The organism is Streptomyces sp. NPDC056231 (assembly GCF_048270745.1).
In the GTDB taxonomy this organism is placed as follows: Bacteria; Actinomycetota; Actinomycetes; order Streptomycetales; family Streptomycetaceae; genus Streptomyces.
In genome coordinates this window covers 116,880-141,725 of the sequence record NZ_JBLVKW010000012.1, presented here as the reverse complement: position 1 = coordinate 141,725, position 24,846 = coordinate 116,880, and the positions used below count along the sequence as shown (strand labels likewise).

The window sequence follows — 24,846 nt, the reverse complement described above, 5'->3', positions numbered from 1 at the left end:
GGCGGGCCAGACGCCGCCCGGCAGGCGGGACTTTCGAAACACGCCCTGGGGCGCCGCTTTGGTCGTACGGGCCGCAATGACACCCTCGCGCACGTCTCCGTCGCGCCCGGCAGACCTAGGCACGTTCCAGGTCTCGTTCGACGGCACGCCGCGCTGCCCCGCTCCGGGCTGCGCGCCGTGCGGTGTGATCATCGCCGTGCCGCCGCGTGGCAGGGTGACCGAGATCCGGCCGGACCGGAGTCCCGCCGGCGCAGCGGGTGCCCGTGCGCCGATGCGGCCCGTGATCGAGTAGGTCAGGGTCGGTGGTGCGTCGGATGGTCAAGATAGTGAGACGCAGGGGGTGTTGTCCGCTTTGCGAGCATTGCGTGGCACGCTGGAACCACTGATCGACTGACCACCGGGTTCCGCTCGACACGCTCCGGAAGGCACAACGTGGACCAACTGGCACTGTTCCTCATGCTGTTGCTCGGAGCCGTGGTCACGGTGCCGCTGGGGGAACGTCTCGGGTTGCCCGCACCGGTGCTGATGACGCTCGCCGGAGTCGGCATGGCGTTCCTCAGCTTCGTACCGAATGTGGACATCCCGCCGGAGATCATCCTTCCCGCGCTGCTGCCGCCGCTGCTTTACGCCTCCGTGCAGCGCACCTCCTGGCGGCAGTTCGCCGCCAATAAACGACCGATCTTCCTGCTGGCCGTGGCACTGGTCTTTGTGACGACGGCAGCCGTCGCCGCCGTCGCCAACGCGATCGTCCCCGGCCTGTCCCTCGCCGGCGCCGTGGCCCTCGGCGCGCTCGTCGCCCCGCCCGATCCGGTCGCCGCGACCGCCGTCGCGGGATCGCTCGGGCTGCCGCGCAGGCTCGTCTCCATCCTGGAGGGCGAGGGGCTGTTCAACGACGTGACGGCAATCGTGCTCTACCACGTGGCGATCGCCGCCGCGGTGAGTGGCACCTTCTCGCTGCCGGAGGCATTCGGGCTGCTGATTCTCTCCGCCGTGGTCGCCGTGGCGGTCGGTCTCGCGGTGGGCTGGCTGACCATCAAACTCATGGGTCTGCTCGGCGATGCGACGCTCCAGGTCGGGCTGACGCTGCTGGTGCCGTTCGTGAGCTATGTGCTCGCGGAGGAGCTCATGGGGTCGGGCGTGCTCGCCGTGCTCACCACCGCGCTGTTCCTCGCCGAGCACACCGCCGACGCGGACGACGTGCTGGGCCGGCTCGCCGGCCGCAGCTTCTGGGAGATCGTCGACACCCTCGTCACCGGCGTCGCCTTCGGTCTGATCGGTCTCGAACTGCACAACGTCTTCGGCACGTCGCACGGGCGCGCCTGGGAGATGGCCGGCTGGGGCCTGGCGGTGGTCGTGGTCGTCGTCGGCGTACGCCTGCTGTGGCTGCTGCCCGCCACCTGGCTGGCCAAGCGACTGCACACCCGCCGCGACTACAGCGAGGAGATCCCCTCCAGTTGGCGCGAGACCATCGTGATGTGGTGGGCCGGGATGCGCGGGGTGGCCTCCGTGGCGCTGGCCCTCGCGATCCCGCTGGAGACGGACGACGGGAAACCGTTCCCCGGCCGCGACGAGATCGTCTTCATCGCCTTCGTCGTGATCATGGCGACCCTGGTCGTCCAGGGGCTCACCCTGCCGTGGCTGGTACGCAAGCTCGGCGTCCGCGCCGACACGGACGCGGAGGCCGCGCTGGAACGGGACCTCGCCTTCCGTGCCGCGAAGGCTGCGAGGCACCGGCTCCAGGAGATCCAGGAGGTCGAGGAGTTCACGGAGGAGGTTGTGGAGCGGCTGCATCGGATGGCGTACGACGTGGGAGCGCGGATCAGCCCCGACATGGTCGACGAGGACCGGAGGGAGGCGTACGCGAAGCGCGCCGAGCGGTTGCGGGCGGTCAACCGGGTGCAGCGCGAGATGATGTCCGCCGCCCGGCACGCGGTGCTGTCCGCGCGCAGTGAGCCGGGGACGAATCCGGAGGTGGTCGACCGGGTGCTCCGGCAGCTGGACGTACGCAGCCTGCGCTGACCCCGGCGCCCCCTCCGCCACCGACCGTGACCGGCGCACGCGGTATGTTCTCCATCCCGTCGTTCGCCGTGCCATCGACCGCAGCTGGCACCATGGCTCCCATGAACATCATGCTTTTCCACTCGACGTACGGTCTGCGCCCCGCGGTGCACGCGGCTGCCGCCCGGCTGCGCGGCGCAGGGCACGAGGTGCACGTGCCCGACCTCTTCGACGGGCACACGTTCGAGACCGTTGAGGAAGGCATGGCCTTCAAGGACGAGCTGGGCAAGGACGAGTTGCTCAAGCGCGCAGTGCTGGCCGCAGCCCCCTATTCCGAGCGCGGTCTCGTCTATGCCGGCTTCTCCCTCGGCGCCGCGACCGCTCAGACCCTGGCACTCGGTGACGAGAAGGCGCGCGGGCTGCTGCTCCTCCACGGCACGTCGGACATCGCGGAGAACGCGGAGGTCGACGAGCTACCCGTACAGCTCCATGTCGCCGACCCCGACCCGTTCGAGACGGGCGGCTGGCTGAACTCCTGGTATCTGCAGATGCAGCGGACCGGCGCCGATGTGGAGATCTACCGGTACCCCGGTGCGGGCCACCTCTTCACGGATCCGGACCTGCCGGACTACGACGCGGCGTCGGCCGATCTGACGTGGAAGGTTGCCCTGGGCTTCCTCGCCACTCTGTAGACGGCCGCAGCCCCGCACACCACGACGGTGTGCGGGGCCACTCGTCCGTACGCCGGGATCAGGCGCGGTAGGCGGTCCAGCTGTCGCTCATCCGCTGCACCTGGCCCGCGGTGAACTGGTACATGCACGAGTCGTAGGTGTAGTCCATGAAGTTGTGGATCGGGTCGACCCCGGTCTTGTTGGTGCAGGTGTCGCGTCCGGTCGGGCACGCGTACGCGGGGCTCTGCTCGGCCGGCGTGTCGGAGACGTAGTCGCCGTTGCCGTTACAGCCGCCCTGGAACGTGTGGTAGAGCCCCATCCAGTGGCCGACCTCGTGAGTGGCGGTGTCGCCCTGGTTGTAGTTGGTGGCCGAGCCGCCCGGCAGCGAGGCGTCGAGGATGACCACGCCGTCCATGTTCGGGCTGGACTTGTACGAGCTGGGGAAGGTCGCCCAGCCGAGCAGCCCGCCGCCGAGGTTGGCGGTGTAGACGTTGAGCGCGTTCTTGCCGCCCTTGCGCAGCGCGGTCTTCATGTCCTTCTCGGCGGTAGAGCCCGAGGAGAGGTTGTACCAGGCGGCGTTGTCCGTGTAGTCGGTGCCGGCCAGCGAGAACTGGAAACCGGAGTCGGTGTTGCCGGTGCCCTGGCCGCTGTATGCCGCGTTCAGCACGCTCATCTGGCTGCTGATGTCGCCGGCGGTGAGCTTGCCGGTGGCGCCGGAGTGGATGACGTGGAAGTAGACCGGGATGGTTGCTCCGGCGGCGAGCGTGGCGCCGCTGGCCCGGCGGTCCGCGAGTCTCGCCTTGAGCTGCGTGTCCATGGCCTTGGCCTGGGCCGCGGTGAGTTCGTTGGGGTCGGAGGCGTGCTTGGTGCCCGAAGGGCGGGCCTGGCGCGCGGTGGCGTCGGTGCTCGCGCACTTCTCCGCCGAGGCGGAGGCGGTGGACACCTTGGCGGCGGCCGCGCCGGAGGGAGCGGAGAGCGGTGCCAGGGCCAGCGTTCCGGCCAGGACGGCGATGCCGATCGCACGGTGACGTATACGCGGCGATATACGGGCAAGAGTGCGCACGAGTACTCCTCGCTGAAGCGTGGATGAGGGATTTCCTCACCCGCCGCCCGGGAGGTTACGTGCGCATGTCACACCTTGAGGAGCACTGATCAGGCCCAATCAATCATGGAGCAAATTGGGGTAACGGGAAGAAATAATTCTGTCTGTTCCAGTGTTTGAGACACGGACGTAACGTCGAGCGTTACGCCGACGGGCGGTGTGTCCCCATTGGATCCAGGGAACACGCCACCCGCCGTAGCGGCGTAATGCACCGTCAACATAGCCCGCGCTGGCCGAAACCAGACCCTTCAGCGCACCGGGCGGTCCACCCGCTCGACCTTCTGGGTACCGCTGAGCGTCCGGTACGAGCGCGTCCAGGCGGAACTCGCGTCCCGCTTTGTCTTGTCGGAGACCGCGTAGTAGTCCATCTGCGAGCGTTCGGCGGTCACGTCCAGGACGCCGTAGCCGTGCGAGTCCATGTCCACCCACTTCACATGGCGGTTGGCGGCCTTCACCGCCGCGGCCGCGACCACCGAGACCGTCTGCGGTGCGACGTGCAGAATGTCGTCGAGATTGTCCGAGGTCACCGACGTGACCACGAACTCGGTGGCGGCCGAGGCCGAGAGCGGATACGTGGCCGCCTTCACCGGTACGTCATTGGCCCACGCCATGTGGATGTCACCGGTCAGGAAGACCGTGTTGCGGACCGACCGGTCCCGCAGATGCGCGATCAGTTCCTTGCGGTCGTCCGTGTAGCCGTCCCACTGGTCGACATTGATCGCGAGCCCCTCCTTGGGCAGCCCCAGCAACTCCACGAGCGGCTCCCGCAGATGGGCCGGCACGGAACCGAACGCGACCGGCGAGATCATCACCGACGTGCCGACCAGCTTTCAGGTGGCGTCCGAACCGGCCAGGCCCGCCTTCAGCCAGTCCAGTTGCGCCCGGCCGGTGATCGAGCGGTCCGGGTCGTCGACCGAGCCGTTGCCGATCGTCGCCTGCTGGGAGCGGAAGGTTCGCAGATCCAGGAGGTGGAGATCGGCCAGCGTGCCGAAGCGCAGCCGTCGGTAGACGCTGCCTTCGGTGGAGGCGCGGACCGGCATCCACTCGAAGTACGCCTGCTTGGCGCCCGCTGCCCGGTCGGTCCAGGCGCCCTCGGTGTCCGGCGTGTGGTTCTCCGCCCCGCCCGACCAGGCGTCGTTGGCGAACTCGTGATCGTCCCAGATCGCGATCACCGGATGCGTGGCGTGCAGGGTCTGCAGATCGGCGTCCGTCTTGTAACGGCCGTGCCGGATCCGGTAGTCGGCAAGGGTGAGGATCTCGTGGGCCGGCTCGTGCTGCCGTACGACGTACTTCGCGTCCGGGTAGCTGCCCGACGCGTACTCGTAGATGTAGTCACCGAGATGGAGGACCGCGTCGAGATCGGCGCGGGCCGCGAGATGGCGGTACGGGGAGAAGTAGCCGGCCTCCCAGTTGGCGCAGGACACGACGCCGAAGTGCACCCCGGGCGTGTCCGCTCGGGCCGCCGGTGCGGTACGGGTGGGGCCCGTCGGCGAGAGGGTCTCCGCACCGTCGCCCGCCGAGAAGCCGAACCAGTACGCGGTGGCCGGGCTCAGCCCCCGCACATCGGCCTTGACGGTGTGGTCGGAAGAAGTCCTTGCGACGGTCGCGCCCCGGGCGACGACCCGGGCGAACTACTTGTCCTCGGCGACCTCCCAGCGCACTGCCGTGTCGGCGCCACGGCCGGAGCCGGGCACGGCGTCAGGTGTCGGGGTGACGCGGGTCCACAGGAGTATGCCGTCGGGAGGGGGCACCTCCCATGCCCTTGAGGCTATGGGGGAGGGTCGCCGGAGGCGACACCGTGCAGGAAGGCGGGGCCGCCGGCGGCGCGGGCGCTGGTGGCGGTCCCGAGCGCGGGGGCGGCGACGGCGGTGGCGGCAGCGGCCTTCACCAGGGTGCGGCGGCTGGGGGCGGGAAGGGACGGAGAACGGTGTCGACCGGTCACGAAGGGAAACCCTACTGACCGGTAAGGCGAACGGGCGGGCGAACCAAGGAAGTTCGCCCGCCCGTAAGGAAACCGCTGCCGGTTGTCAGCCCTTGAGTGCCTTGTCGATCGCGGTGTTGAAGTCGGCCACGGTCATCGGGGCGTTCTGGCTGCCCTCGCTGGTGAGCGTCTTGCCGTCCATCTTCAGCGTCGGGGTGCCCTTCACGCCGCTCTTGTCGAACGCCGCGGACATCTTCATCGCCCAGTTGTCGTACGTGCCGTCGTTGACGTCTTTCTGGAACGCCTTGTTGTCCTTCAGCTCGCCCACCGTGTTCGCGACCTTGATCAGGTACGAGTCGTTGGCGAACTTGTCGTCGGTCTCCTCCGGGTGGTACTTCGCGGAGTAGAGCGCGTACTTGTAGTCGAGGAACGCCTGCGGGCTGACGTTGAGCGCCGCGCCCAGCGCGCTGAGCGCGTTCTTGGATCCCTCGCCGTTGCCGACGTTGTCGATGAACGTGGCACCGATGAACTTGATCTTGTACTTGCCGGCGTCGACGTCCTTGTGGACCGTCTCGCCGACGGTCTGCTCGAACTGGCCGCAGATCGGGCAGCGCGGGTCCTCGTACAGTTCGAGGGTCTTCTTGGCGGTCGGCTTGCCGATGACGACGGTCGTGCCGTCGGTGCCCGAGGTGTTCGTCGGCGCGGTGACGTTCTTCGCGTCCTTGGCCGCTTCCCAGTGACTGGGCTTGTTCATCTGCATCACGGCGTAGCTGACGCCGCCGGCGATCGCCAGCACGGCGACCACCGAGACGCCGACGATCACCTGCTTGCGAATCTTGTCCTTCTTGGCCTGGCGCTCGCGCTCCGCGCGCAGCCGCTCACGGGCGGCTGCCTTGTTGGCCTGGCTGTTGCGCTTGCTCATGGCTGTTTCTCCGTGGTGTGTGGGGTTGTCGGGAACTGTCCGGGCTCAGGCGATGGCGCAGGCCGAGCGCGGCGGTCCCCTTCGTCCCACGGAGTGGACGAGGAGTCGGGCGTGCGCGAGCAGGTGCGAGCGGTACGGGGCGGGCCGGGCGGCACGCCGTACGGAGCGGCGGACCGTACCCGCCACGGCGACCGCGATCAGCAGCGGCCGGAATGCAGTGGCGGCGACCGCCCGCAGCAGACCGGCGAGCGCGGACTCGCCGCGCCGCAGCCACGCCGCGGCCAGCAGACCGACCGACACATGGGCGGCCAGCAGCAGCCACGGCACAGCGGGACCGGGAGAGGCCAGCAGGGCGGCGACGCCATGTCCGGCATCGGTCACGGAGGCGAGCGGGGTGCCGGCCGCGCCGACCCCGCCGAGCTGCGCCCCACCGGCGCCTATCTCGCCGCCACCGCACAGGACATCGACACCGACCGAACGCAGCGGACCCGCGATCGGGCCGCCCGCCGCTCCGTAACAGAGGTGCTGGCCGGTGGTGAAGACCGTGTCCGCGGCCAGCTCCAGCGGCACCAGCAGCCCGGCGATCGCGCCGAAACCGCGCTCCCGCCCTGCCAGCGCGTACGCCACGGCGAAGACCAGACCGGCCAGCCCGCCGACCACGGTCAGCGGCAGTGGGACCTGGGAGAGCAGCACATGGGACGCAGTGGAGAGCGTCACGACGAGCGCTGTGAATAGCGCCGCGCGTACGACTCTGAGCTGCGTCCCGGAAATGTCCATCGCCCGAGAGTGTGCCATGTGAACCTGTCAGCGCCGCCTAAAGGGGGTGTGGCACCGCGGAGACCTACAGCCCCGGGATGCGGCCGTTGCGGAAGAGGTCCACGAAGATCTGGTGGTCGGCCCGCGCCCGAGCCCCGTAGCTGTGCGCGAAGTCCACCAGCAGTCCGGCGAAGCCCTCCTCGTCCGCCGCGATCGCCGCGTCGATTGCCCGCTCCGTGGAGAACGGCACCAGCGAGTGGCCGCTCTCGTCGTCCGCGGCGGAGTGCATCGTCGCCGTCGCCCGGCCGAGGTCGGCGACGACCGCCGCGATCTCGTCGGGCTCATCGATGTCGGACCAGTCCAGGTCCACCGCGTACGGCGAGACCTCGGCGACCAGCTGACCGGCACCGTCCAGCTCGGTCCATCCCAGCCACGGGTCGGCGTGCGCCTGCAGGGCGCGCTGGGAGATGACCGTGCGGTGCCCCTCGTGCTGGAAGTAGTCGCGCACGGCCGCGTCGGTGATGTGCCGGGAGACCGCCGGGGTCTGCGCCTGCTTGAGATAGATCACCACATCGTTCTCCAGGGCGTCGCTGTTGCCCTCCAGAAGGATGTTGTACGAGGGCAGCCCGGCCGAGCCGATACCGATGCCGCGTCGGCCGACGACGTCCTTCACCCGGTACGAGTCGGGGCGGGTCAGGCTCGACTCGGGCAGCGTCTCCAGATAGCCGTCGAACGCGGCCAGCACCTTGTAGCGCGTCGCCGCGTCCAGATCGATCGCGCCGCCGCCGTCCGCGAACCGGCGCTCGAAGTCCCGGATCTCCGTCATCGAGTCGAGCAGCGAGAACCGGGTCAGCGACCGGGCGTCGTGCAGCGCGGCCAGCAGCGGGCCCTCGGCGGTGTCCAGCGTGAACGGGGGCACCTCGTCGTTCTTCGCGCCGGTTGCGAGCGCCTGGATCCGCTCGCGGTAGGCCGCCGCGTAGACCCGGACGAGCTCACTGATCTGGTCGTCGCTCAGCGCCTTCGCGTACCCGATCAGGGCGACGGAGGCGGCGAACCGCTTGAGGTCCCAGGTGAACGGGCCGATGTACGCCTCATCGAAGTCGTTCACATTGAAGATCAGCCGGCCGTTCGCATCCATGTACGTGCCGAAGTTCTCCGCGTGCAGGTCGCCGTGGATCCACACCCGGCCGGTCCGGTCGTCCAGGTACGGCCCGCCGTGCCGCTCCCGCGCCAGGTCGTTGTAGAACAGGCACGCGGTGCCCCGGTAGAAGGCGAACGCCGAGCCTGCCATCTTGCGGAACTTGACCCGGAAGGCAGCCGGATCTGCGGCCAGGAGCTCGCCGAAGGCGGTGTCGAAAACCTCGAGAATCTGCTCCCCGCGCTGCGCTGCGCCGGTCTGCGTCTCCGACATTTCTGGGTGCCTCCTGGTACCTGGCGTGCATGACAAAAGGGACGGGCGTCTCCGTCCCCTCAACGCGCGACGCTACCCGGGAGTGCCCCTCGGTTGTCGGACCGGAGACGTAGACTTCCACGCTGTCCCCCCAGTCCGTCATTGCTTGTTTCCCCGGAGGCCCGACGCCGTGACCAAGCCGCCTTTTACGCACCTTCACGTCCACACCCAGTACTCACTGCTGGACGGTGCCGCGCGGCTCAAGGACATGTTCGCTGCCTGCAATGAAATGGGCATGTCGCACATCGCGATGACGGACCACGGCAACCTGCACGGGGCGTACGACTTCTTCCACCAGGCGAAGAAGGCCGAGGTGACGCCGATTATCGGCATCGAGGCCTACGTCGCCCCGGAGTCGCGCAAGCACAAGCGGAAGATCCAGTGGGGCCAGCCTCACCAGAAGCGCGACGACGTCTCGGGTTCGGGTGGCTACACCCACAAGACGATCTGGGCGGCGAACAATACCGGTCTGCACAACCTCTTCCGGCTCTCCTCGGACGCGTACGCCGAGGGCTGGCTGCAGAAGTGGCCGCGCATGGACAAGGAGACCATCGCCCAGTGGTCCGAGGGGCTGATCGCGTCCACCGGCTGTCCGTCCGGTGAGGTGCAGACGCGGCTGCGGCTCGGCCAGTTCGACGAGGCGGTCCAGGCGGCCTCCGACTACAAGGACATCTTCGGCGAAGGCAAGTACTTCCTGGAGTTGATGGACCACGGCATCGAGATCGAGCGCCGGGTCCGTGACGGACTCCTCGAAATCGGCAGGAAGCTCGGCATCCCGCCGCTCGTGACGAACGACTCGCACTACACGTACGCCGGCGAGGCCGCCGCGCACGACGCGCTGCTCTGCATCCAGACCGGCAAGAACCTCTCCGACCCCGACCGTTTCCGGTTCGACGGCACGGGCTACTACCTCAAGACGACGGACGAGATGTACGCCGTCGACTCCTCCGACGCCTGGCAGCAGGGGTGCGCCAACACCCTGCTGGTCGCCGAGCAGATCGACACCAGCGGGATGTTCGAGAAGCGCGACCTGATGCCGAAGTTCGAGATCCCGGACGGCTTCACCGAGGTCACCTGGTTCCAGGAGGAGGTCCGGACCGGCATGAACCGGCGCTTCCCCGGCGGCGTCCCCGAGGACCGGCAGAAGCAGGCCGAGTACGAGATGGACGTCATCATCCAGATGGGGTTCCCGGGGTACTTCCTCGTTGTCGCCGACTTCATCATGTGGGCCAAGAACAACGGCATCGCGGTGGGCCCCGGGCGTGGCTCCGCGGCCGGTTCGATCGTCGCGTACGCGATGGGCATCACCGACCTCGACCCGATCGAGCACGGACTGATCTTCGAGCGGTTCCTCAACCCCGAGCGTGTCTCCATGCCCGATGTCGACATCGACTTCGACGAGCGTCGGCGCGTCGAAGTGATCAGGTACGTGACGGAGAAGTACGGCGCCGACAAGGTCGCCATGATCGGTACGTACGGCAAGATCAAGGCCAAGAACGCGATCAAGGACTCCGCCCGCGTCCTCGGCTATCCGTACGCGATGGGCGACCGGCTCACCAAGGCCATGCCCGCCGACGTCCTCGGCAAGGGCATCGACCTCTCCGGAATCACCGATCCCAAGCACCCGCGGTACAGCGAGGCGGGCGAGATCCGGGGGATGTACGAGAACGAGCCGGACGTCAAGAAGGTCATCGACACTGCCAAGGGTGTCGAGGGGCTGGTCCGGCAGATGGGTGTGCACGCCGCCGGTGTGATCATGTCCAGTGAGCCCATCGTCGACCACGCCCCGGTCTGGGTGCGGCACACCGACGGCGTCACCATCACGCAGTGGGACTACCCGCAGTGCGAGTCGCTCGGCCTGCTGAAGATGGACTTCCTCGGCCTGCGCAACCTCACGATCATGGACGACGCCATCAAGATGGTGAAGGCCAACAAGGGCATCGACCTGGAGATGCTCGCCCTTCCGCTGGACGACCCCAAGACCTACGAGCTGCTCTGCCGCGGTGACACGCTCGGCGTCTTCCAGTTCGACGGCGGTCCGATGCGTTCGCTGCTGCGCCAGATGCAGCCCGACAACTTCGAGGACATTTCCGCCGTCTCGGCCCTGTACCGGCCGGGCCCGATGGGCATGAACTCGCACACGAACTACGCCGAGCGCAAGAACGGCCGCCAGGAGATCACCCCGATCCACCCGGAGCTGGAGGAGCCGCTCAAGGAGACGCTCGGCCTGACCTACGGCCTGATCGTCTACCAGGAGCAGGTGCAGAAGGCCGCCCAGATCATCGCCGGGTACTCGCTCGGCGAGGCCGACATCCTGCGCCGCGTGATGGGCAAGAAGAAGCCCGACGAACTGGCCAAGAACTTCGTGCTCTTCCAGGCGGGCGCCAAGAAGAACGGCTTCTCCGACGCGGCGATCCAGGCACTGTGGGACGTACTGGTCCCGTTCGCCGGGTACGCGTTCAACAAGGCGCACTCCTCCGCGTACGGACTGGTCACGTACTGGACCGCGTACCTCAAGGCGAACTACCCCGCCGAGTACATGGCGGCGCTGCTGACCTCGGTCAAGGACGACAAGGACAAGTCCGCGGTCTACCTCAACGAGTGCCGCCGCATGGGCATCAAGGTGCTCCCGCCGAACGTCAACGAGTCCGAGTCGAACTTCGCCGCCCAGGGCGACGACGTCATTCTCTTCGGGCTGACTGCCATCCGTAACGTCGGACAGAACGTCGTCGACTCGATCATCCGGTGCCGCAAGGCGAAGGGAAAGTACAGCAGCTTCCCCGACTTCCTCGACAAGGTCGAGGCGGTGGTCTGCAACAAGCGGACCGTCGAATCACTGATCAAGGCCGGCGCCTTCGACGAGATGGGCCACACCCGCAAGGGCCTCGTCGCCCACCACGAGCCGATGATCGACAACGTGGTGCAGGTCAAGCGCAAGGAGGCCGAGGGGCAGTTCGACCTCTTCGGCGGCGGCGAGGAGGACAGCGGCGAGCCGGGCTTCGGGCTCGACGTCGAGTTCTCCGACATCGAGTGGGAGAAGTCGTACCTGCTGGCCCAGGAGCGCGAAATGCTCGGGCTGTACGTCTCCGACCACCCGCTCTTCGGTATCGAGCACGTGCTGACCGACAAGTCCGACGCGGCGATCTCCCAGCTCACGGGCGGTGAACACGCCGACGGGGCGATCGTCACCATCGGCGGCATCATCTCCGGACTCCAGCGGAAGATGACCAAGCAGGGCAACGCCTGGGCCATCGCCACCGTCGAGGACCTGGCCGGTTCCATCGAGTGCATGTTCTTCCCGGCCACGTACCAGCTGGTCTCCACCCAGCTCGTCGAGGACACCGTCGTCTTCGTCAAGGGACGGCTCGACAAGCGCGAGGACGTTCCGCGGCTGGTCGCCATGGAGATGCAGGTCCCCGACCTCTCCTCGACCGGGACCAACGCACCGGTGGTGCTCACCATCCCGACGGTCAGGGTCACCCCGCCGATGGTCGCCCGCCTCGGCGAGGTGCTCAGCAACCACCGTGGCAACACCGAGGTACGGATCAAGCTCCAGGGCCCCCGCAAGACCACCGTCCTCCGGCTCGACCGGCACCGGGTCCAGCCCGACCCGGCGCTCTTCGGTGACCTGAAGGTACTGCTCGGCCCGTCCTGCCTGGCCGGCTGAGCGGCTGCCGGCACGAGAGAGGCGCCCCGCGATGCGGGAGCGCCTCTCTCGGCTACCGGCCTGTGGCCGGGCCGGAGTTGGCCCGTCAGTTATGGCCGAAGCGCCGCTGGTGCTTACGGGCAACAGCAGCAGGGCTGCCCTGGGCCTGCGACTGGGACTGAGTCTGCGACTCGTATGCCGTCGACTTCGTCTCCTCCGCGCCGCGCTCCGGTATGGACGCGCGGTTCTGCTGGCTGCCCTGCTTGCGGTTCTTGTTCTTGGCCATGGTGTTCCTCCTGTGCGGATTCTCGGGGCCAGGACCGCTGTCAGATTCACATACCGGCATATACAGCGCATGTTGGATCATTACCGTGCGTAATGAAGGGGTATCGTGCGCCGTTTTCCGCTTCCGCCACGCCGATGATCGAGTTCCGGCCGTCAACCCTCGCGCCGTCGGGCAGACTTCGAGGAAACCCTGAGCAGAACCCATTCCCGAATTCCGGAAGAGGGTGGAACGCGTGGACCGTTGCGTCGTCCTGGTGGACGCCGGCTACTTGCTGGGTGCAGCCGCGAGTCTGCTGGCGGGAGAGCCCGCCCGTTCCCGCATCACCGTCGACCATGCGGCACTGATTCAGGGCCTGCGCGAGCGAGCCGAAGCCGATACGGAACAGCCGCTGCTGCGGATCTACTGGTTCGACGGCGCCCCCGACCGCGTACCGCAGCCCGAACACCGCAGACTGCGCGTCATGTCCAGGGTGACCGTAAGGCTGGGCGCTCTCACACGCAGTGACGGGCGCTGGGCGCAGAAGGGCGTCGACGCCGCCATGCACGCCGAACTCACCGAACTGGCCAGGAACCGCGCCTGCTCCGATGTCGTCCTGGTGACCGGCGACGGCGATCTGCTGCCCGGACTGATGTCCGCGAAGGAACACGGCGTGGCTGTCCATCTCTGGGCCGTGCAGGCCGCCGACGGCGACTACAACCAGTCCGAGGACCTGGTTGCCGAGGCTGACGAACGCCGGGTGCTCGACCGGGCCTGGATCACCCAGGCCGTGCGGGCCAAGGACAACGGCGGCAGCTGCGCCCCGCCCCCCGCACCCCGCCCCGAGATCGCCGCGATCCTCTCCGCGCCGCTGCCCGAGGCCGCGCTCGCCGCCTCTGCCGAACGCGCCTCGGAGGCCCAGGCGGCCGCCGCCCGCAACGGCGCGGCGCCCGCCACCGGCGAGGACACCGCGCAGGCTCCGGCCGCGCACGGCGGCAAGGGCGTCCCCACCCCCAAGGATCTGGCGGGCACCCTGCGCGGCCCCGGCACCCCGATCGCCGCCGCGCAGTCCGTGGCGCAGCCCCCGGCGACCGCGACCCTGCGCTGGTCCTCCGACAAGGGCTGGATGGAGCGCGGCGGACCGCTCGGCGAACCCGCCGAGACCGCCTCGCTGCCCACTCTCGCCCAGCTCACCTCTGCCGAGCAGCGCTGGGCGGACCGTGAGGAGGACATCACCACGGTCGGCGGTGACCCGTTCGAGGTGGGTCAGGTCTTCGCCCGGCGCTGGATGGAACGGCTGCCGGACACCGTCCATCTGCAGAAGCTGTCGACCATGTACCCGCGGATCCCGCACCGCATCGACGGCGAGCTGCTGCGGTACGCGGCGCGGTTCGGCCTGCTCGCCCACAAGGACGACCAGATCGACGAACACGACCGATACGCGATCCGGGCGGGTTTCTGGCGCGAGATCGACGTACGCGCGGCGGCCGAACACACCCCCGCGGTGGAGTAGTCCGGCAGCCCGGGCGCAATAAGGGGCATCCGACCCCGTACCCTCGTACCTCGTGAGTACGGGCACAGCACAGGCGCAGACGGCGACCGGGACCGTGTGCGCGGTGCGTGATCTGGTCAAGACCTATCCCGCCGCCCGCGGCCGCCGCGGCACACCCGCGACGCCCGAGGTCCGCGCGACCGACGGGATCAGCCTCGACGTCCGACGCGGTGAGATCTTCGGACTTCTCGGGCCCAACGGTGCGGGCAAGTCCACCCTCGTACGCCAGCTCACCGGGCTGATGCGGCCCGACTCCGGCAGCGTCGAGATGCTCGGGCACGACCTCGTGCGCCACCCCGAGCGGGCCTCCCGGCTGATCGGCTACCTCGGGCAGGAGTCCACGGCCCTCGACGAGCTGACCGTTTCGCTCGCCGCCGAGACCACCGGGCGGCTGCGCGGGCTCGCGGTACCGGAGGCCCGCGCCGGGCGCGACGCCGTACTGGAAGAACTCGGCCTCACCGACATCGCGGCGCGCCCCCTGAAGAAACTCTCCGGCGGGCAGCGGCGGCTCGCCTGCTTCGCCGCCACCCTGGTCGGGGAGCGGCCGGTCCTCATCCTGGACGAGCCGACGACCGGGATGGACCCCGTCGCCCGGCGCGCCGTCTGGGCCGCCGTCGACCGGCGCCGTGCCGAGCACGGTACGACGGTGCTGCTGGTCACCCACAACGTCATCGAGGCCGAGACCGTCCTCGACCGGGTCGCCGTCCTCGAGCGCGGCAAGGTCATCGCCTGCGACACGCCCACCGGCCTCAAGGAGCGAGTGGCGGGCGAGGTCCGGGTCGAGCTGGTGTGGCGCGACCGCGCGCCGCTGGACGTTCCCGAGGTGGCCGCGCTGCGGGAGTCCGCGCAGGAGTCGGGGCGCCGCTGGGTGCTGCGGCTCGGGCCGGACGAGGCACGGGCGGCGGTCGCCACGGTGACCGGCGGGGCCGCGTTCGCCGCACTTGACGACTTCACTCTGGCGACACCGAGTCTGGAGGACGTCTACCTGGCGCTCGGCGGGGACGCCACGCAGGGACTGGTGAAGGCATGACCGCGGCGATCGGGTATGGATGTACGGCCGGGCAGGGACCGAACGGGAGCAGCACCAGGTGACGAGCATTGTTCCTGCGGACGCGGCCGGTGCTCGAACCACGGCCGGAAGCGGTTCTCCCGCCGAGGCCGGGACCGAGGACCGCCTCGATGGCGCTCCCGCGCCGCTGGCGCCGCGGGCCCGGCTGATTCCCTCGCTCGCGGCCGTTTACCGCGCTCAGCTGTCCCGGGCCAGAGTCGCCCGGATCCCGCTGCTCTTCGTGGCGACCTTCCAGTCCGTCGGGATCATGATCCTGATGCGCGGGGTCGTCGACGGCGGCTCCGAGGCGCGGGCCGTCGTCGCCGGATCCAGCGTTCTCGTCGTCGCCTTCGTCGCGCTCAATCTGCTCGCCCAGTACTTCGGGCAGCTACGGGCCGGCGGCGGGCTCGACCACTACGCAACCCTGCCGGTACCGCCCGCCGCGGTGGTGCTCGGTGCGGCGGGGGCGTACGCCTCCTTCACGGTGCCCGGCACGATCGTCACCGCGGTCACCGGGAGCGTGCTCTTCCACCTGCCGATGGCCCACCTGTGGGTGCTCGTCGCCGTCATTCCGCTCGCCGGGGCAGCGCTGTCCGGGCTGGGCGCCGCGCTCGGACTGCTCGCGCCCCGGCAGGAGCTCGCCACACTGCTGGGACAGCTCGGCATGTCGGCGGCGCTGCTGCTGGGGGTGCTGCCGGCCGCCCGGATGCCCGCGCCGATCGGCTGGGCGCGCGATCTGTTGCCCTCGACGTACGGGGTCGAGGCCCTGTCGCGGTCGTTCGACGCGCACCCCGACTGGGCGGTCGTCGCCCTCGATCTTGCCGTCTGCGCCGTCGTGGGTGTCCTCTCACTGGCCGTGGCGACCTGGGCATACCGCAGGGCGGCGGTCCGGTGAGGCGCGGCGCGGGGGCGCCTGGCACGATGGCACGGTGACCGCACCTCTGACACCGCCCGACCCGCCTTCGCCCAATAACCCCTGGCAGACGCCGCCGAAGGGCGGTGGCTCCGGTCCCGGGACTCTCCTGGGGTCTCAGGAGGAGCACGATCCGCGGGCGGATCTGCGGCGGGCGGCCGTCGTCGCCGTCCTGCTGACGGTGGCCGGCCTGGGGCTCGGACTGCTGTGGCTGTGGCTCTCGCCGCGGGTCCCGCTGATCTCCGACAGTCATGCGGTCTTCCTCAAGGACAGCGAGGGCGAGGAGGCGATCGGGAGCGACGGGACGTTCGTGCTGCTCGCGCTCGCGTTCGGGGCGGTGTCCGCCGTGCTGGCCTTCTGGTTCCACCGACGTGGCGGGATCGCGCTGGTCGCGGGGATCGCCCTGGGCGGGCTGCTCGGGTCGCTGGTGGCCTGGGGGGTGGGCGTCTGGTTCGGACCGGAGCGTGATGTGGTCGCCCATGCGCGGGAGGTCGGCAAGGGCGTGGTGTTCGATGCGCCGCTCGACCTGCATGCGAAGGGTGCGTTGCTGGCCTGGTCGGTGGCGGCGATGGTCGTTCACCTGGCGCTGACCGCGGCGTTCGGGCCGCGGGATCCGGAGCCGGAGTGGGGAGTCTGGGAGGTGCCGGGGGCTGGGCCGGGGGGTGCGGGTCCGGCGGGGCCGTCGTTTCCGTCTTCGTCTTCGCCTTCGTCTTCGCCTTCGTCTTCGCCTTCGTCCTCGCCTCCGACGGAGCCGTAGGGAGCGGGGCGGTTGAGGCTACGGGGGTAGGGCCGCTGCGGGGGGCCTCACCCCGCCCCTTCCCGCGGCCGGGGCTCTGCCCCGGACTCCGGTCCTCGATCGACGGATGGGCTGGAGGAGACGCCGGGGCTGGATGCGACGCCGTGCTGGGAGTGCCCCGGGGCCGGATGTGACCCTGAGCTGGAAGTGCCCCCGGGGCCGGCAGTGACGTCGGGCCGGAAGCGACCTGGGGTAGCGAACGCCCCTGGGACGGGAAGCGACCCCGGGCCGCGTATGCCCCTGGACCGAGAGAGTCCCGGGGCCGCGTGGGCTACGCCCGGCCGATGGCCGCGAACACCGCCCCGGTCAGCGAAGCCAGATCCGCCGGGGCCAGTTCCACCTCCAGGCCGCGGCGGCCCGCCGATACGCAGATCGTCTCGTGGGACTGCGCCGACTCGTCCAGCACCGTCGGCAGCCGCTTCCGCTGGCCCAGGGGGGAGATGCCGCCCCGTACATAGCCCGTCGTGCGTTCCGCCGCCGCCGGGTCCGCCATCGCGGCCCGCTTGCCGCCGACCGCCGCTGCCAGGGCCTTCAGGTCCAGGGAGCCGGCCACCGGGACGACCGCCACGGTCAGGGTGCCGTCCACGTCGGCCACCAGGGTTTTGAAGACCCGGTCGGGGGAGACGCCCAGCGCCTCCGCCGCCTCCTCACCGTACGAAGGGGAGGCCGGGTCGTGCTCGTAGGCGTGGGTCGTGAAGGGGGTGCCCGCCGCGGTCAGGGCGACCGTCGCCGGAGTGCCGCCGGAGCCGGACTGGTGCTTCTTCGGCTTCTTTGCCACGGGGCAGGGTCCTCGCATCAGTTGGGGTGGGTCGGAGCCCTGGTCAGGTCGACTGCGGGCAGGGACGGCAGGTGCCGGATGACGGCCGTCTCGGAGCGCAGGAGCGTCAGTTCCTCGCGCAGGCGCGTCGCCGTGTCCGGTGCCTGCAGCAGTCGCTGCTTCGACGGGATGTCGAGTACCGCGGCGGCGGCCACCAGGTACGAGACGACCGACGGGTCGTCCGGCAGTTCCGCGCCCGTCGTCAGGGAACGCTCGCTCGCTCCGGCCAGTCGCTTCTGGTAGCTGCGGAATGCCCGCAGTACGCCCTCGGCGAGCGCGCCCGCTTCGTCGCCGGCGTCCTCTTCGATCTCCTCGATCTCGGCCGTCAGGTAGGGGCCGTCCGCGTCGACCGCGAGCAGCTTGACCCGGGTGGTGCCGGTCGCCAGGACCTCGAAGCTGCCGTCCGCGCGTTCCCGGATCTTTGCCGCGTCGGCGATACAGCCGACCCGGTGGAACGTCTGGATCGGGTCGGGGCCGAAGCCGTCCGCGGGACCGCGCCCGGTGACGGAGGGCACCGTGGTGGCGTCCGGCATGCCGGCGGCGGTGGGAGCGATTTCGCGGCCGTCGCGGATCGCGACGACGACGAAGCGGCGCGGTTCGTCCTCATCGGTCTTCAGCAGCTCGCGCATCAGGGCGCGATAGCGCTCCTCGAAGACGTTGAGCGGCAGCACGAGGCCGGGGAACAGCACCGCGTTCAGCGGGAAGAGGGGCAGACGAGCGGTGGTCACAACGGTCAAGCGTAATGGCCCCGCGACCCGCCGTGGTCGGCCCGGTACCGCAAAGACATCCCGGACGCCACCTGGAGGCGCACCCCGTCCCGCGCGTCCAGGAACTGGCCGAGCGGATCGTCGGAGACCTGCGACCACGGGAACGACGTCGCATAGGGTCCGATCAGCCGGAACTGTTCCAGCGCCTCGTCCCAGCGTCCCCGCACGATCAGTACGTACGCCAGCAGATTGCGGACCTCGGCCGGCCACGGATCCCCCGGCTCGTACGTGGCGGACAGCGCGATCGCCAGATCCGCGGCCCTGTCGATCCGCTCCTCCAGCATCGATGTGGTCCGCGCCTCGGGGCCGGCGCTCAGCAGCGCGAACGCGGCCCGCACCGGCAGCGCCTGCACCAGCGAGCTGGGCAGCGAGTCCTCGGCGGCCTGTTCGGCGAAGTCGAAGCACTCGCGGTGCGAGCCGAACCAGGCGGCGGAGAGGTACTGCAGCGCCGCGACATGGCATCCGTAGTGGTGCGAGGAGCGCCGGACGGCCTGCTCCCACAGCGCCTCGAAGACGGTGTGCGGAGCATGTGTGCCGCGGGCGTGGTCGAGCGCGAGCCGCCAGGGCACCGGGTCGCGAGGATCGCTCTCTGCCGCCGCGGTGATCTGTGGTGCCACGTCGCGCAGCTGCTCGGCGCGGGCCGGCGACTCCCAGGCCCGCCGGACCGCCAGTTCGGCCTTGACGAGCAGTGCGTCCGGGTCGTGCGGGGCGGCGGCGAGCCAGTCGGTCAGCCAGCTGTCGCGGTGGCGGGCGAAGGTGACGAGCCGGCCGAGGTAACGGTCGCGGTTCTCCCATTCGGCGGCGTCCCGGGTGGTGGCGAGGAGCTTGGCGGCCGGCTCGTACTCCCCGAGGGCGGCGGCGACGAGCGCGGGGGAGAGCCGCTCGTCGGGGGCGTCGAGCAGCACCTCGTCGTCCGCGGGCAGTCCGGCGGACAGCTGTGGCGCGTGCCTGATCATGCGCGCGGTACGGAGCAGGGCGCGAAGGAATGACATGGTGCAGATCATTGAAAAGTGCTGGTCGAGGCGGCGCCAGAGGGGCACTGTGAAGCTTTGGTGCCGAGTGCCTGGGTTGCCCTGGGCAGGGTCAATAAAAAGTAAAGGATGGGGTGGAATCTGGCTTGATCATTCTGCTCCGGTGGTTGGCGTCCGTGCCGGTCGGCCGGGGGAGACCGGTCGTCGGAGTGTCCGCCGGGCCGTTGTGCGCGGGCCGAGGGCCGCCCGTCCCGGCCGTGCCCGGTCAGCCGCGCCGCAGCAGCCGGGACGCGCCCGCCGCCACCGTCGTGGCCAATATCCACCCCAGCAGCACCAGCGCGGCCGCCGCCCACTGCCAGCCGCCCTCCATCCGCCAGTACCCGTCCTGCCCGAGGTTGATCACGGGCACCAGCAGATCCAGCGCGTACAGCGCCGCGTTCCACTTCGGGTGCTCGTCCCGCTTGATCGCCGCCGGCTCGTACTGCGAGAAGGCCACCGTCCCGGCCGCCCACAGCACCGCCATCCACACCGCGGCCCGCCCGGGCCGGTAGCCGTACGCCACCGTCCAGTCCTGCAGGATCCCCCACAGCTTCGCGGCGGGCGGCAGCGTCTCGCGCCGGCGCCGCTGCTTGGCGAGCAGCACCTCGCGGGCGTCCGCGTCCTCCCCGCAGTTGCGCAGCACCGTCGCCAGCCGTTCGTACGGCTCCGGTACGTACTCGGGCGTCGCCGCCGCCAGCCAGTCCAGGCGGCGGGAGAGCGGGAAGTGCCCGTACGGGACGAGGTTCTCGTAGACGAAACCGCCCATCGCGAGCCCGCCCGGCCCCGGCCAGCTGGTCGACACGTCGATCAGCGTGACGACCTTCGCGCCGTTGAGCACGACCCGGCCCTCCTCCGGGCGCTCCGCGTTGAACCGCAGCTCCGGGGTGACGATCCGGCGCAGCGACAGTTCCTCGGGGGGCGCCAGCACGAACCTGGCCTTGTGCAGGTCGACCGCGTCACCGAACCGCCCGTCGTCCAGCCGTACCCCGCCGCGGCACTCGAAGACCTGCGCTCGGGTGCCGTGCGCCGGGGCCTGGGTTGTGAGGATGCCGTACGGGGGAGTGGTGCCCAGGTTCCCCGTGTCGACGCTGACCCACGCCTCGGTCATGTACAGCGTCCGCTCCACCGTCAGCTGCGGGGCGTTCAGTGCGCGCCGGCCACGCCCCGCCCGCAGCCGGCTGCCGCGCAGACTCAGCGAACCGCCGACCTTCGCACCACGCAGACTCAGCTCGCCACGTGTCTCGACCATCTCCGCCTGCAGGTCCTGCGCGACCGTCAGACCGTCCCCGGCGAGCGCCCGGCCCTGCCGGTCGGCCCCGAGCTCGATCTGGTTCAGCAGCAGGTCGGTGCCGATATGGGCGTCGGTGAGCCGGATCCCGCGCTCGATCCGGCAGCGTGGCAGATGCAGATCGCCCTCGGTGCGCAGCCGCGCTGCCTCCAGCCGCGGCATCGCGCAGCCGACCATCCGCAACGTCGTGAAGTGACACTCCGGCAACACCACCTCCTCCTCGAAGCGGCAGCCCGTCAGCTCCACGTACGGAGCGACACGTCCGCCCGCGAGATCGAGGGTCCCGGTGATCCGTATGCCCCGGAGCTTCAGCGCGGCGACCCGTCCCGGCCGGGCGGGCGGCCCGCTCAGCAGCAGCCGGGCGACCACACGGGCATCCACACTGCGCTCGGCGCCCCAGGCCGTCGGCGCGAACGGGTCGTCCCGCATCGGGTCGCGGGCGCGCAGATCGTAGGTGCTGCCGCTCCGGAACGCCCGCCACATGCCCAGTTCCGCCACGCCGAGGCTGTCGGGGATCTCGCTGTCCTGCGGTTCGGTCACCAGGGCCCCTTCCGCTTGCAGCTGTTATTCCCTCTGTGTGACGGTGTGAACGCCGATGGTCAGGAGTGGCCGGGAGTAGTCGGCCGTGACGGCCGGGGCATGTATCAGCCAGTGATACGGGCGAACTGCCGTCGGAGGCGGTCTGAGAGAATTGGGGTGTGATCTCTCGAATCGATCTGCGCGGCAATGCCCTCCCCGAGGGCGGCGACCTGCGCGACCTGCTGCCCCGAGCCGAGTTCGACGTGGAAGCCGCACTGGAGACGGTGCGCCCCATCTGCGAGGACGTACGCCATCGTGGCTCAGCGGCAGTGATCGAGTGGGGAGAGAAATTCGACGGCGTACGGGTCGAATCGACCCGGGTCCCGGCCGCGGCCCTCTCCGAGGCGCTGGACCGGCTCGACCCCGCTGTACGGGCTGCCCTGGAGGAGTCGATCCGCCGCGCCCGCCTCGTCCACCACGAGCAGCGCCGCACCACACACACCACGCAGGTCGTCCCCGGCGGTACCGTCACCGAGAAGTGGGTGCCCGTCGAGCGCGTCGGGCTGTATGTGCCGGGCGGGCGCTCCGTCTACCCGTCCTCCGTGGTCATGAACGTCGTACCGGCGCAGGAGGCGGGTGTCGATGGCATCGCCGTCGCCTCCCCGCCTCAGAAGGAGTTCGGCGGCCTGCCGCACCCCACCATCCTCGCCGCCTGCGCCCTGCTCGGCGTCGACGAGGTGTACGCCGCCGGTGGCGCCCAGGCCGTCGCGATGTTTGCGTACGGAACGGCCGAGTGTCTCCCGGTGAACCTCGTCACCGGTCCCGGCAACATCTATGTCGCCGCCGCCAAGCGCCTCCTCAAGGGCCGCATCGGCATCGACGCCGAGGCCGGACCCACCGAGATCGCGATCCTCGCCGACTCCACCGCCGACCCGGTGCACGTCGCCGCCGACCTGATCAGTCAGGCCGAGCACGACCCGATGGCCGCCGCCGTCCTCGTCACCGACTCCGAGGAACTGGCCGCCGCCACCGAGGCCGAGCTGAAGCCGCAGATCGCCGCGACCAAGCACATCACCGACCGGATCGAGCCCGCACTGGCCGGCCGCCAGTCCGCGATCGTCCTGGTCAACGATCTGGAGGACGGCCTCAAGGTCGTCGACGCGTACGCCGCCGAGCACCTGGAGATCCAGACCGCCGACGCGGCCGCCGTCGCCGACCGGGTCCGCAACGCCGGAGCGATCTTCGTCGGCCCGTGGTCCCCGGTCTCGCTCGGCGACTACTGCGCCGGCTCCAACCACGTTCTGCCCACCGGTGGCTGCGCCTGCCACTCCTCGGGCCTGTCCGTGCAGTCCTTCCTGCGCGGTATCCACATCGTCGACTACACGCGCGACGCGCTCGCCGAGGTCACCCACCATGTCGTGACCCTCGCCGAGGCGGAGGACCTCCCCGCCCACGGCGCCGCTCTCAAGGCCCGTTTCGCCGAAGGCGAACTGGACGAGCTCAGTGGCTGGAAGGTTCCGCAGCAGTGACGAACAGCAACACCACCCGTATCGACGACCTGCCGATCCGGGACGAGCTCCGCGGTCAGTTCCCGTACGGCGCGCCCCAGCTCGACGTGGCCGTACGGCTGAACACCAACGAGAATCCGTACCCGCTCCCCGAGGCGCTCGTCGACCGCATCGCGGAGCGCGTTCGCGAGGCCGCCCGCGACCTCAACCGCTACCCCGACCGGGACGCCGTCGAACTCCGTACCGAACTGGCCCGCTACCTCACCCGCACCGCCGGGCACGAGGTCGGTCTCGCCAACGTCTGGGCGGCCAACGGCTCCAACGAGGTGCTGCAGCAGCTGCTGCAGACCTTCGGCGGACCCGGACGCACCGCGATCGGCTTCGAGCCCTCGTACTCGATGCACGCCCTCATCGCGCGCGGCACCGGCACCGGCTGGATCTCCGGACCGCGCAAGGACGACTTCACGATCGATGTCGACGCGGCCTGCGAGGCCATCACCGAGCAGCGGCCGGACGTCGTCTTCATCACCTCGCCCAACAACCCCACGGGCACCGCCGTCGACGCCGACACCGTCCTCGCGCTGTACGACGCCGCCCAGGCCGCCAGGCCCTCGATGGTCGTCGTCGACGAGGCGTACGGCGAATTCAGCCACCACCCCTCGCTGCTCCCGCTGATCGAGGGCCGGCCCAACCTGGTGCTCTCGCGCACCATGTCGAAGGCGTTCGGCGCCGCCGGTCTGCGGCTCGGCTACCTCGCCGCCGACCCGGCCGTCGTGGACGCCGTCCAGCTGGTGCGGCTGCCGTACCACCTGTCCTCCGTCACCCAGGCCACCGCGCTCGCCGCCCTGGAGCACACCGACACGCTCCTCGGATACGTCGCGCAGCTCAAGAGCGAGCGCGACCGGATCGTCACCGAACTGCGCGCCCTCGGCTTCGACGTGACGGACTCGGACGCCAACTTCGTCCAGTTCGGCCGCTTCGCCGACAGCCACACCGCCTGGCAGCAGATCCTCGACCGGGGCGTCCTGGTCCGGGACAACGGCGTACCGGGATGGCTGCGGGTCTCCGCAGGAACCCCGGCAGAGAACGACGCGTTCCTCGATGCGGTACGCGAACTCAAGAAGGAGCACGACGGATGAGCCCCCGCGTAGGCCGCGTGGAACGCACCACCAAGGAAACGTCCGTGCTCGTCGAGGTCAACCTCGACGGCACCGGAAAGGTCGACGTGTCGACCGGGGTCGGCTTCTACGACCACATGCTCGACCAGCTCGGCCGCCACGGCCTCTTCGACCTCACGGTCAAGACCGACGGCGACCTGCACATCGACACGCACCACACGATCGAGGACACCGCCCTCGCCCTCGGCGCCGCCTTCAGGCAGGCGCTCGGCGACAAGGTCGGCATCTACCGCTTCGGCAACTGCACCGTCCCGCTGGACGAGTCGCTCGCCCAGGTCACTGTCGACCTCTCCGGCCGCCCCTACCTGGTGCACACCGAGCCGGAGAACATCGCGCCGATGATCGGCTCGTACGACACCACGATGACCCGGCACATCCTGGAGTCGTTCGTCGCCCAGGCGCAGATCGCCCTGCACGTCCACGTCCCGTACGGCCGTAACGCCCACCACATCGTGGAGTGCCAGTTCAAGGCGCTCGCCCGCGCCCTGCGGTATGCCTGTGAGCACGATCCGCGTGCTGCCGGAATTCTTCCTTCCACGAAGGGCGCGCTGTGACCGGCCTCAACACCATTCTGATCGTCCTCGGCCTCTTCCTGGCCGGTGGCGTCTACTCCTTCTCGAAGCAGAAGATGCCCAAGGGCGTCATCGTTCTGCTCGGGATCGCATCCGTGATGAGCCTGGCCGCAGGTGTCATGCGGATCCAGGGACTCTGGGACTGAAGGA

The 24,846-nt window shown here is 69.8% G+C and carries 20 protein-coding genes and 1 pseudogene; 11 read left to right on the top strand and 10 right to left on the bottom strand.

Features of this window, described 5'->3' with window-relative positions; all coding sequences use genetic code 11:
* Nucleotides 1–432 precede the first annotated feature (432 nt).
* Both ACNPQM_RS13245 and ACNPQM_RS13240 read left to right on the top strand, forming a co-directional pair.
* Complete coding sequence (locus tag ACNPQM_RS13245; protein ID WP_358858016.1) at nucleotides 433–2,019, top strand: Na+/H+ antiporter; 1,587 nt, start codon at nucleotides 433–435, stop codon at nucleotides 2,017–2,019.
* 92 nt (nucleotides 2,020–2,111) lie between these two features.
* Nucleotides 2,112–2,690 carry a dienelactone hydrolase family protein gene (locus ACNPQM_RS13240; RefSeq protein WP_418084129.1) on the top strand — a complete coding sequence of 193 codons (579 nt, stop codon included), beginning with the start codon at nucleotides 2,112–2,114 and terminating at the stop codon, nucleotides 2,688–2,690.
* A gap of 58 nt (nucleotides 2,691–2,748) precedes the next feature.
* Here ACNPQM_RS13240 and ACNPQM_RS13235 read toward each other — a convergent pair whose 3' ends face one another.
* The 5 genes and pseudogenes from ACNPQM_RS13235 to ACNPQM_RS13215 all read right to left on the bottom strand — a co-directional run bounded on the left by ACNPQM_RS13235 (nucleotide 2,749) and on the right by ACNPQM_RS13215 (nucleotide 8,781).
* On the bottom strand, nucleotides 2,749–3,732 hold the full coding sequence (locus ACNPQM_RS13235; RefSeq protein ID WP_418084128.1) for a zinc metalloprotease: 984 nt from the start codon (nucleotides 3,730–3,732) through the stop codon (nucleotides 2,749–2,751).
* Between the two features lie 287 nt (nucleotides 3,733–4,019).
* Nucleotides 4,020–5,713: pseudogene (locus tag ACNPQM_RS13230) on the bottom strand (alkaline phosphatase D family protein).
* An 85-nt stretch (nucleotides 5,714–5,798) separates the two neighbouring features.
* Nucleotides 5,799–6,614, bottom strand: a complete 816-nt coding sequence (locus ACNPQM_RS13225; RefSeq protein ID WP_418084126.1) for a DsbA family protein — start codon at nucleotides 6,612–6,614, stop codon at nucleotides 5,799–5,801.
* A 45-nt stretch (nucleotides 6,615–6,659) separates the two neighbouring features.
* On the bottom strand, nucleotides 6,660–7,391 hold the full coding sequence (locus tag ACNPQM_RS13220) for a hypothetical protein (RefSeq protein WP_358858012.1): 732 nt from the start codon (nucleotides 7,389–7,391) through the stop codon (nucleotides 6,660–6,662).
* A gap of 64 nt (nucleotides 7,392–7,455) precedes the next feature.
* Nucleotides 7,456–8,781 (bottom strand): DUF2252 domain-containing protein, encoded by a 1,326-nt coding sequence (locus tag ACNPQM_RS13215; RefSeq protein WP_418084125.1) that lies wholly within the window; start codon nucleotides 8,779–8,781, stop codon nucleotides 7,456–7,458.
* A 169-nt stretch (nucleotides 8,782–8,950) separates the two neighbouring features.
* On the opposite strand from ACNPQM_RS13215, the gene dnaE reads away from it, so the two are divergent.
* On the top strand, nucleotides 8,951–12,487 hold the full coding sequence (gene dnaE, locus ACNPQM_RS13210) for a DNA polymerase III subunit alpha (protein WP_418084123.1): 3,537 nt from the start codon (nucleotides 8,951–8,953) through the stop codon (nucleotides 12,485–12,487).
* An 85-nt stretch (nucleotides 12,488–12,572) separates the two neighbouring features.
* Here the strand turns inward: dnaE and ACNPQM_RS13205 are convergent, their stop codons facing one another.
* On the bottom strand, nucleotides 12,573–12,752 hold the full coding sequence (locus ACNPQM_RS13205; RefSeq protein WP_358858009.1) for a hypothetical protein: 180 nt from the start codon (nucleotides 12,750–12,752) through the stop codon (nucleotides 12,573–12,575).
* Nucleotides 12,753–12,975: 223 nt separating this feature from the next.
* On the opposite strand from ACNPQM_RS13205, the gene ACNPQM_RS13200 reads away from it, so the two are divergent.
* From ACNPQM_RS13200 to ACNPQM_RS13185, 4 genes are all read left to right on the top strand, one after another.
* Nucleotides 12,976–14,241, top strand: a complete 1,266-nt coding sequence (locus ACNPQM_RS13200) for an NYN domain-containing protein (RefSeq protein ID WP_358858008.1) — start codon at nucleotides 12,976–12,978, stop codon at nucleotides 14,239–14,241.
* A gap of 94 nt (nucleotides 14,242–14,335) precedes the next feature.
* Nucleotides 14,336–15,310 carry an ABC transporter ATP-binding protein gene (locus ACNPQM_RS13195; protein ID WP_366137630.1) on the top strand — a complete coding sequence of 325 codons (975 nt, stop codon included), beginning with the start codon at nucleotides 14,336–14,338 and terminating at the stop codon, nucleotides 15,308–15,310.
* Between the two features lie 166 nt (nucleotides 15,311–15,476).
* Nucleotides 15,477–16,223 carry an ABC transporter permease gene (locus ACNPQM_RS13190; RefSeq protein WP_418084150.1) on the top strand — a complete coding sequence of 249 codons (747 nt, stop codon included), beginning with the start codon at nucleotides 15,477–15,479 and terminating at the stop codon, nucleotides 16,221–16,223.
* A gap of 34 nt (nucleotides 16,224–16,257) precedes the next feature.
* On the top strand, nucleotides 16,258–16,998 hold the full coding sequence (locus ACNPQM_RS13185; RefSeq protein WP_418084122.1) for an ABC transporter permease: 741 nt from the start codon (nucleotides 16,258–16,260) through the stop codon (nucleotides 16,996–16,998).
* A gap of 310 nt (nucleotides 16,999–17,308) precedes the next feature.
* On the opposite strand, the gene ybaK is transcribed toward ACNPQM_RS13185, so the two are convergent.
* From ybaK to ACNPQM_RS13165, 4 genes are all read right to left on the bottom strand, one after another.
* Entirely contained in the window at nucleotides 17,309–17,815 is a 507-nt protein-coding gene (ybaK, locus tag ACNPQM_RS13180) for a Cys-tRNA(Pro) deacylase (RefSeq protein ID WP_418084121.1), read from the bottom strand.
* Nucleotides 17,816–17,832: 17 nt separating this feature from the next.
* Nucleotides 17,833–18,582 carry an LON peptidase substrate-binding domain-containing protein gene (locus ACNPQM_RS13175; protein ID WP_358858004.1) on the bottom strand — a complete coding sequence of 250 codons (750 nt, stop codon included), beginning with the start codon at nucleotides 18,580–18,582 and terminating at the stop codon, nucleotides 17,833–17,835.
* A 5-nt stretch (nucleotides 18,583–18,587) separates the two neighbouring features.
* Entirely contained in the window at nucleotides 18,588–19,625 is a 1,038-nt protein-coding gene (locus tag ACNPQM_RS13170; protein ID WP_418084119.1) for a hypothetical protein, read from the bottom strand.
* A 232-nt stretch (nucleotides 19,626–19,857) separates the two neighbouring features.
* Nucleotides 19,858–21,459: an oxidoreductase gene (locus tag ACNPQM_RS13165; RefSeq protein WP_358858002.1), complete on the bottom strand. Its 1,602-nt coding sequence runs from the start codon at nucleotides 21,457–21,459 to the stop codon at nucleotides 19,858–19,860.
* 158 nt (nucleotides 21,460–21,617) lie between these two features.
* On the opposite strand from ACNPQM_RS13165, the gene hisD reads away from it, so the two are divergent.
* Genes hisD through ACNPQM_RS13145 form a run of 4 tightly spaced genes read left to right on the top strand, consistent with a single transcriptional unit; the run spans nucleotide 21,618 to nucleotide 24,842 of the window.
* Nucleotides 21,618–22,967 carry a histidinol dehydrogenase gene (hisD, locus tag ACNPQM_RS13160; RefSeq protein ID WP_358858001.1) on the top strand — a complete coding sequence of 450 codons (1,350 nt, stop codon included), beginning with the start codon at nucleotides 21,618–21,620 and terminating at the stop codon, nucleotides 22,965–22,967.
* Nucleotides 22,964–24,085 (top strand): histidinol-phosphate transaminase, encoded by a 1,122-nt coding sequence (locus ACNPQM_RS13155; RefSeq protein WP_418084118.1) that lies wholly within the window; start codon nucleotides 22,964–22,966, stop codon nucleotides 24,083–24,085. Before hisD ends, ACNPQM_RS13155 begins: the two co-directional genes overlap by 4 nt.
* On the top strand, nucleotides 24,082–24,678 hold the full coding sequence (gene hisB / locus ACNPQM_RS13150) for an imidazoleglycerol-phosphate dehydratase HisB (RefSeq protein ID WP_358857999.1): 597 nt from the start codon (nucleotides 24,082–24,084) through the stop codon (nucleotides 24,676–24,678). The genes ACNPQM_RS13155 and hisB overlap by 4 nt, the downstream gene beginning before the upstream one ends.
* Nucleotides 24,675–24,842 carry a hypothetical protein gene (locus tag ACNPQM_RS13145; protein WP_358857998.1) on the top strand — a complete coding sequence of 56 codons (168 nt, stop codon included), beginning with the start codon at nucleotides 24,675–24,677 and terminating at the stop codon, nucleotides 24,840–24,842. The genes hisB and ACNPQM_RS13145 overlap by 4 nt, the downstream gene beginning before the upstream one ends.
* The last annotated feature ends 4 nt before the right edge of the window (nucleotides 24,843–24,846 follow it).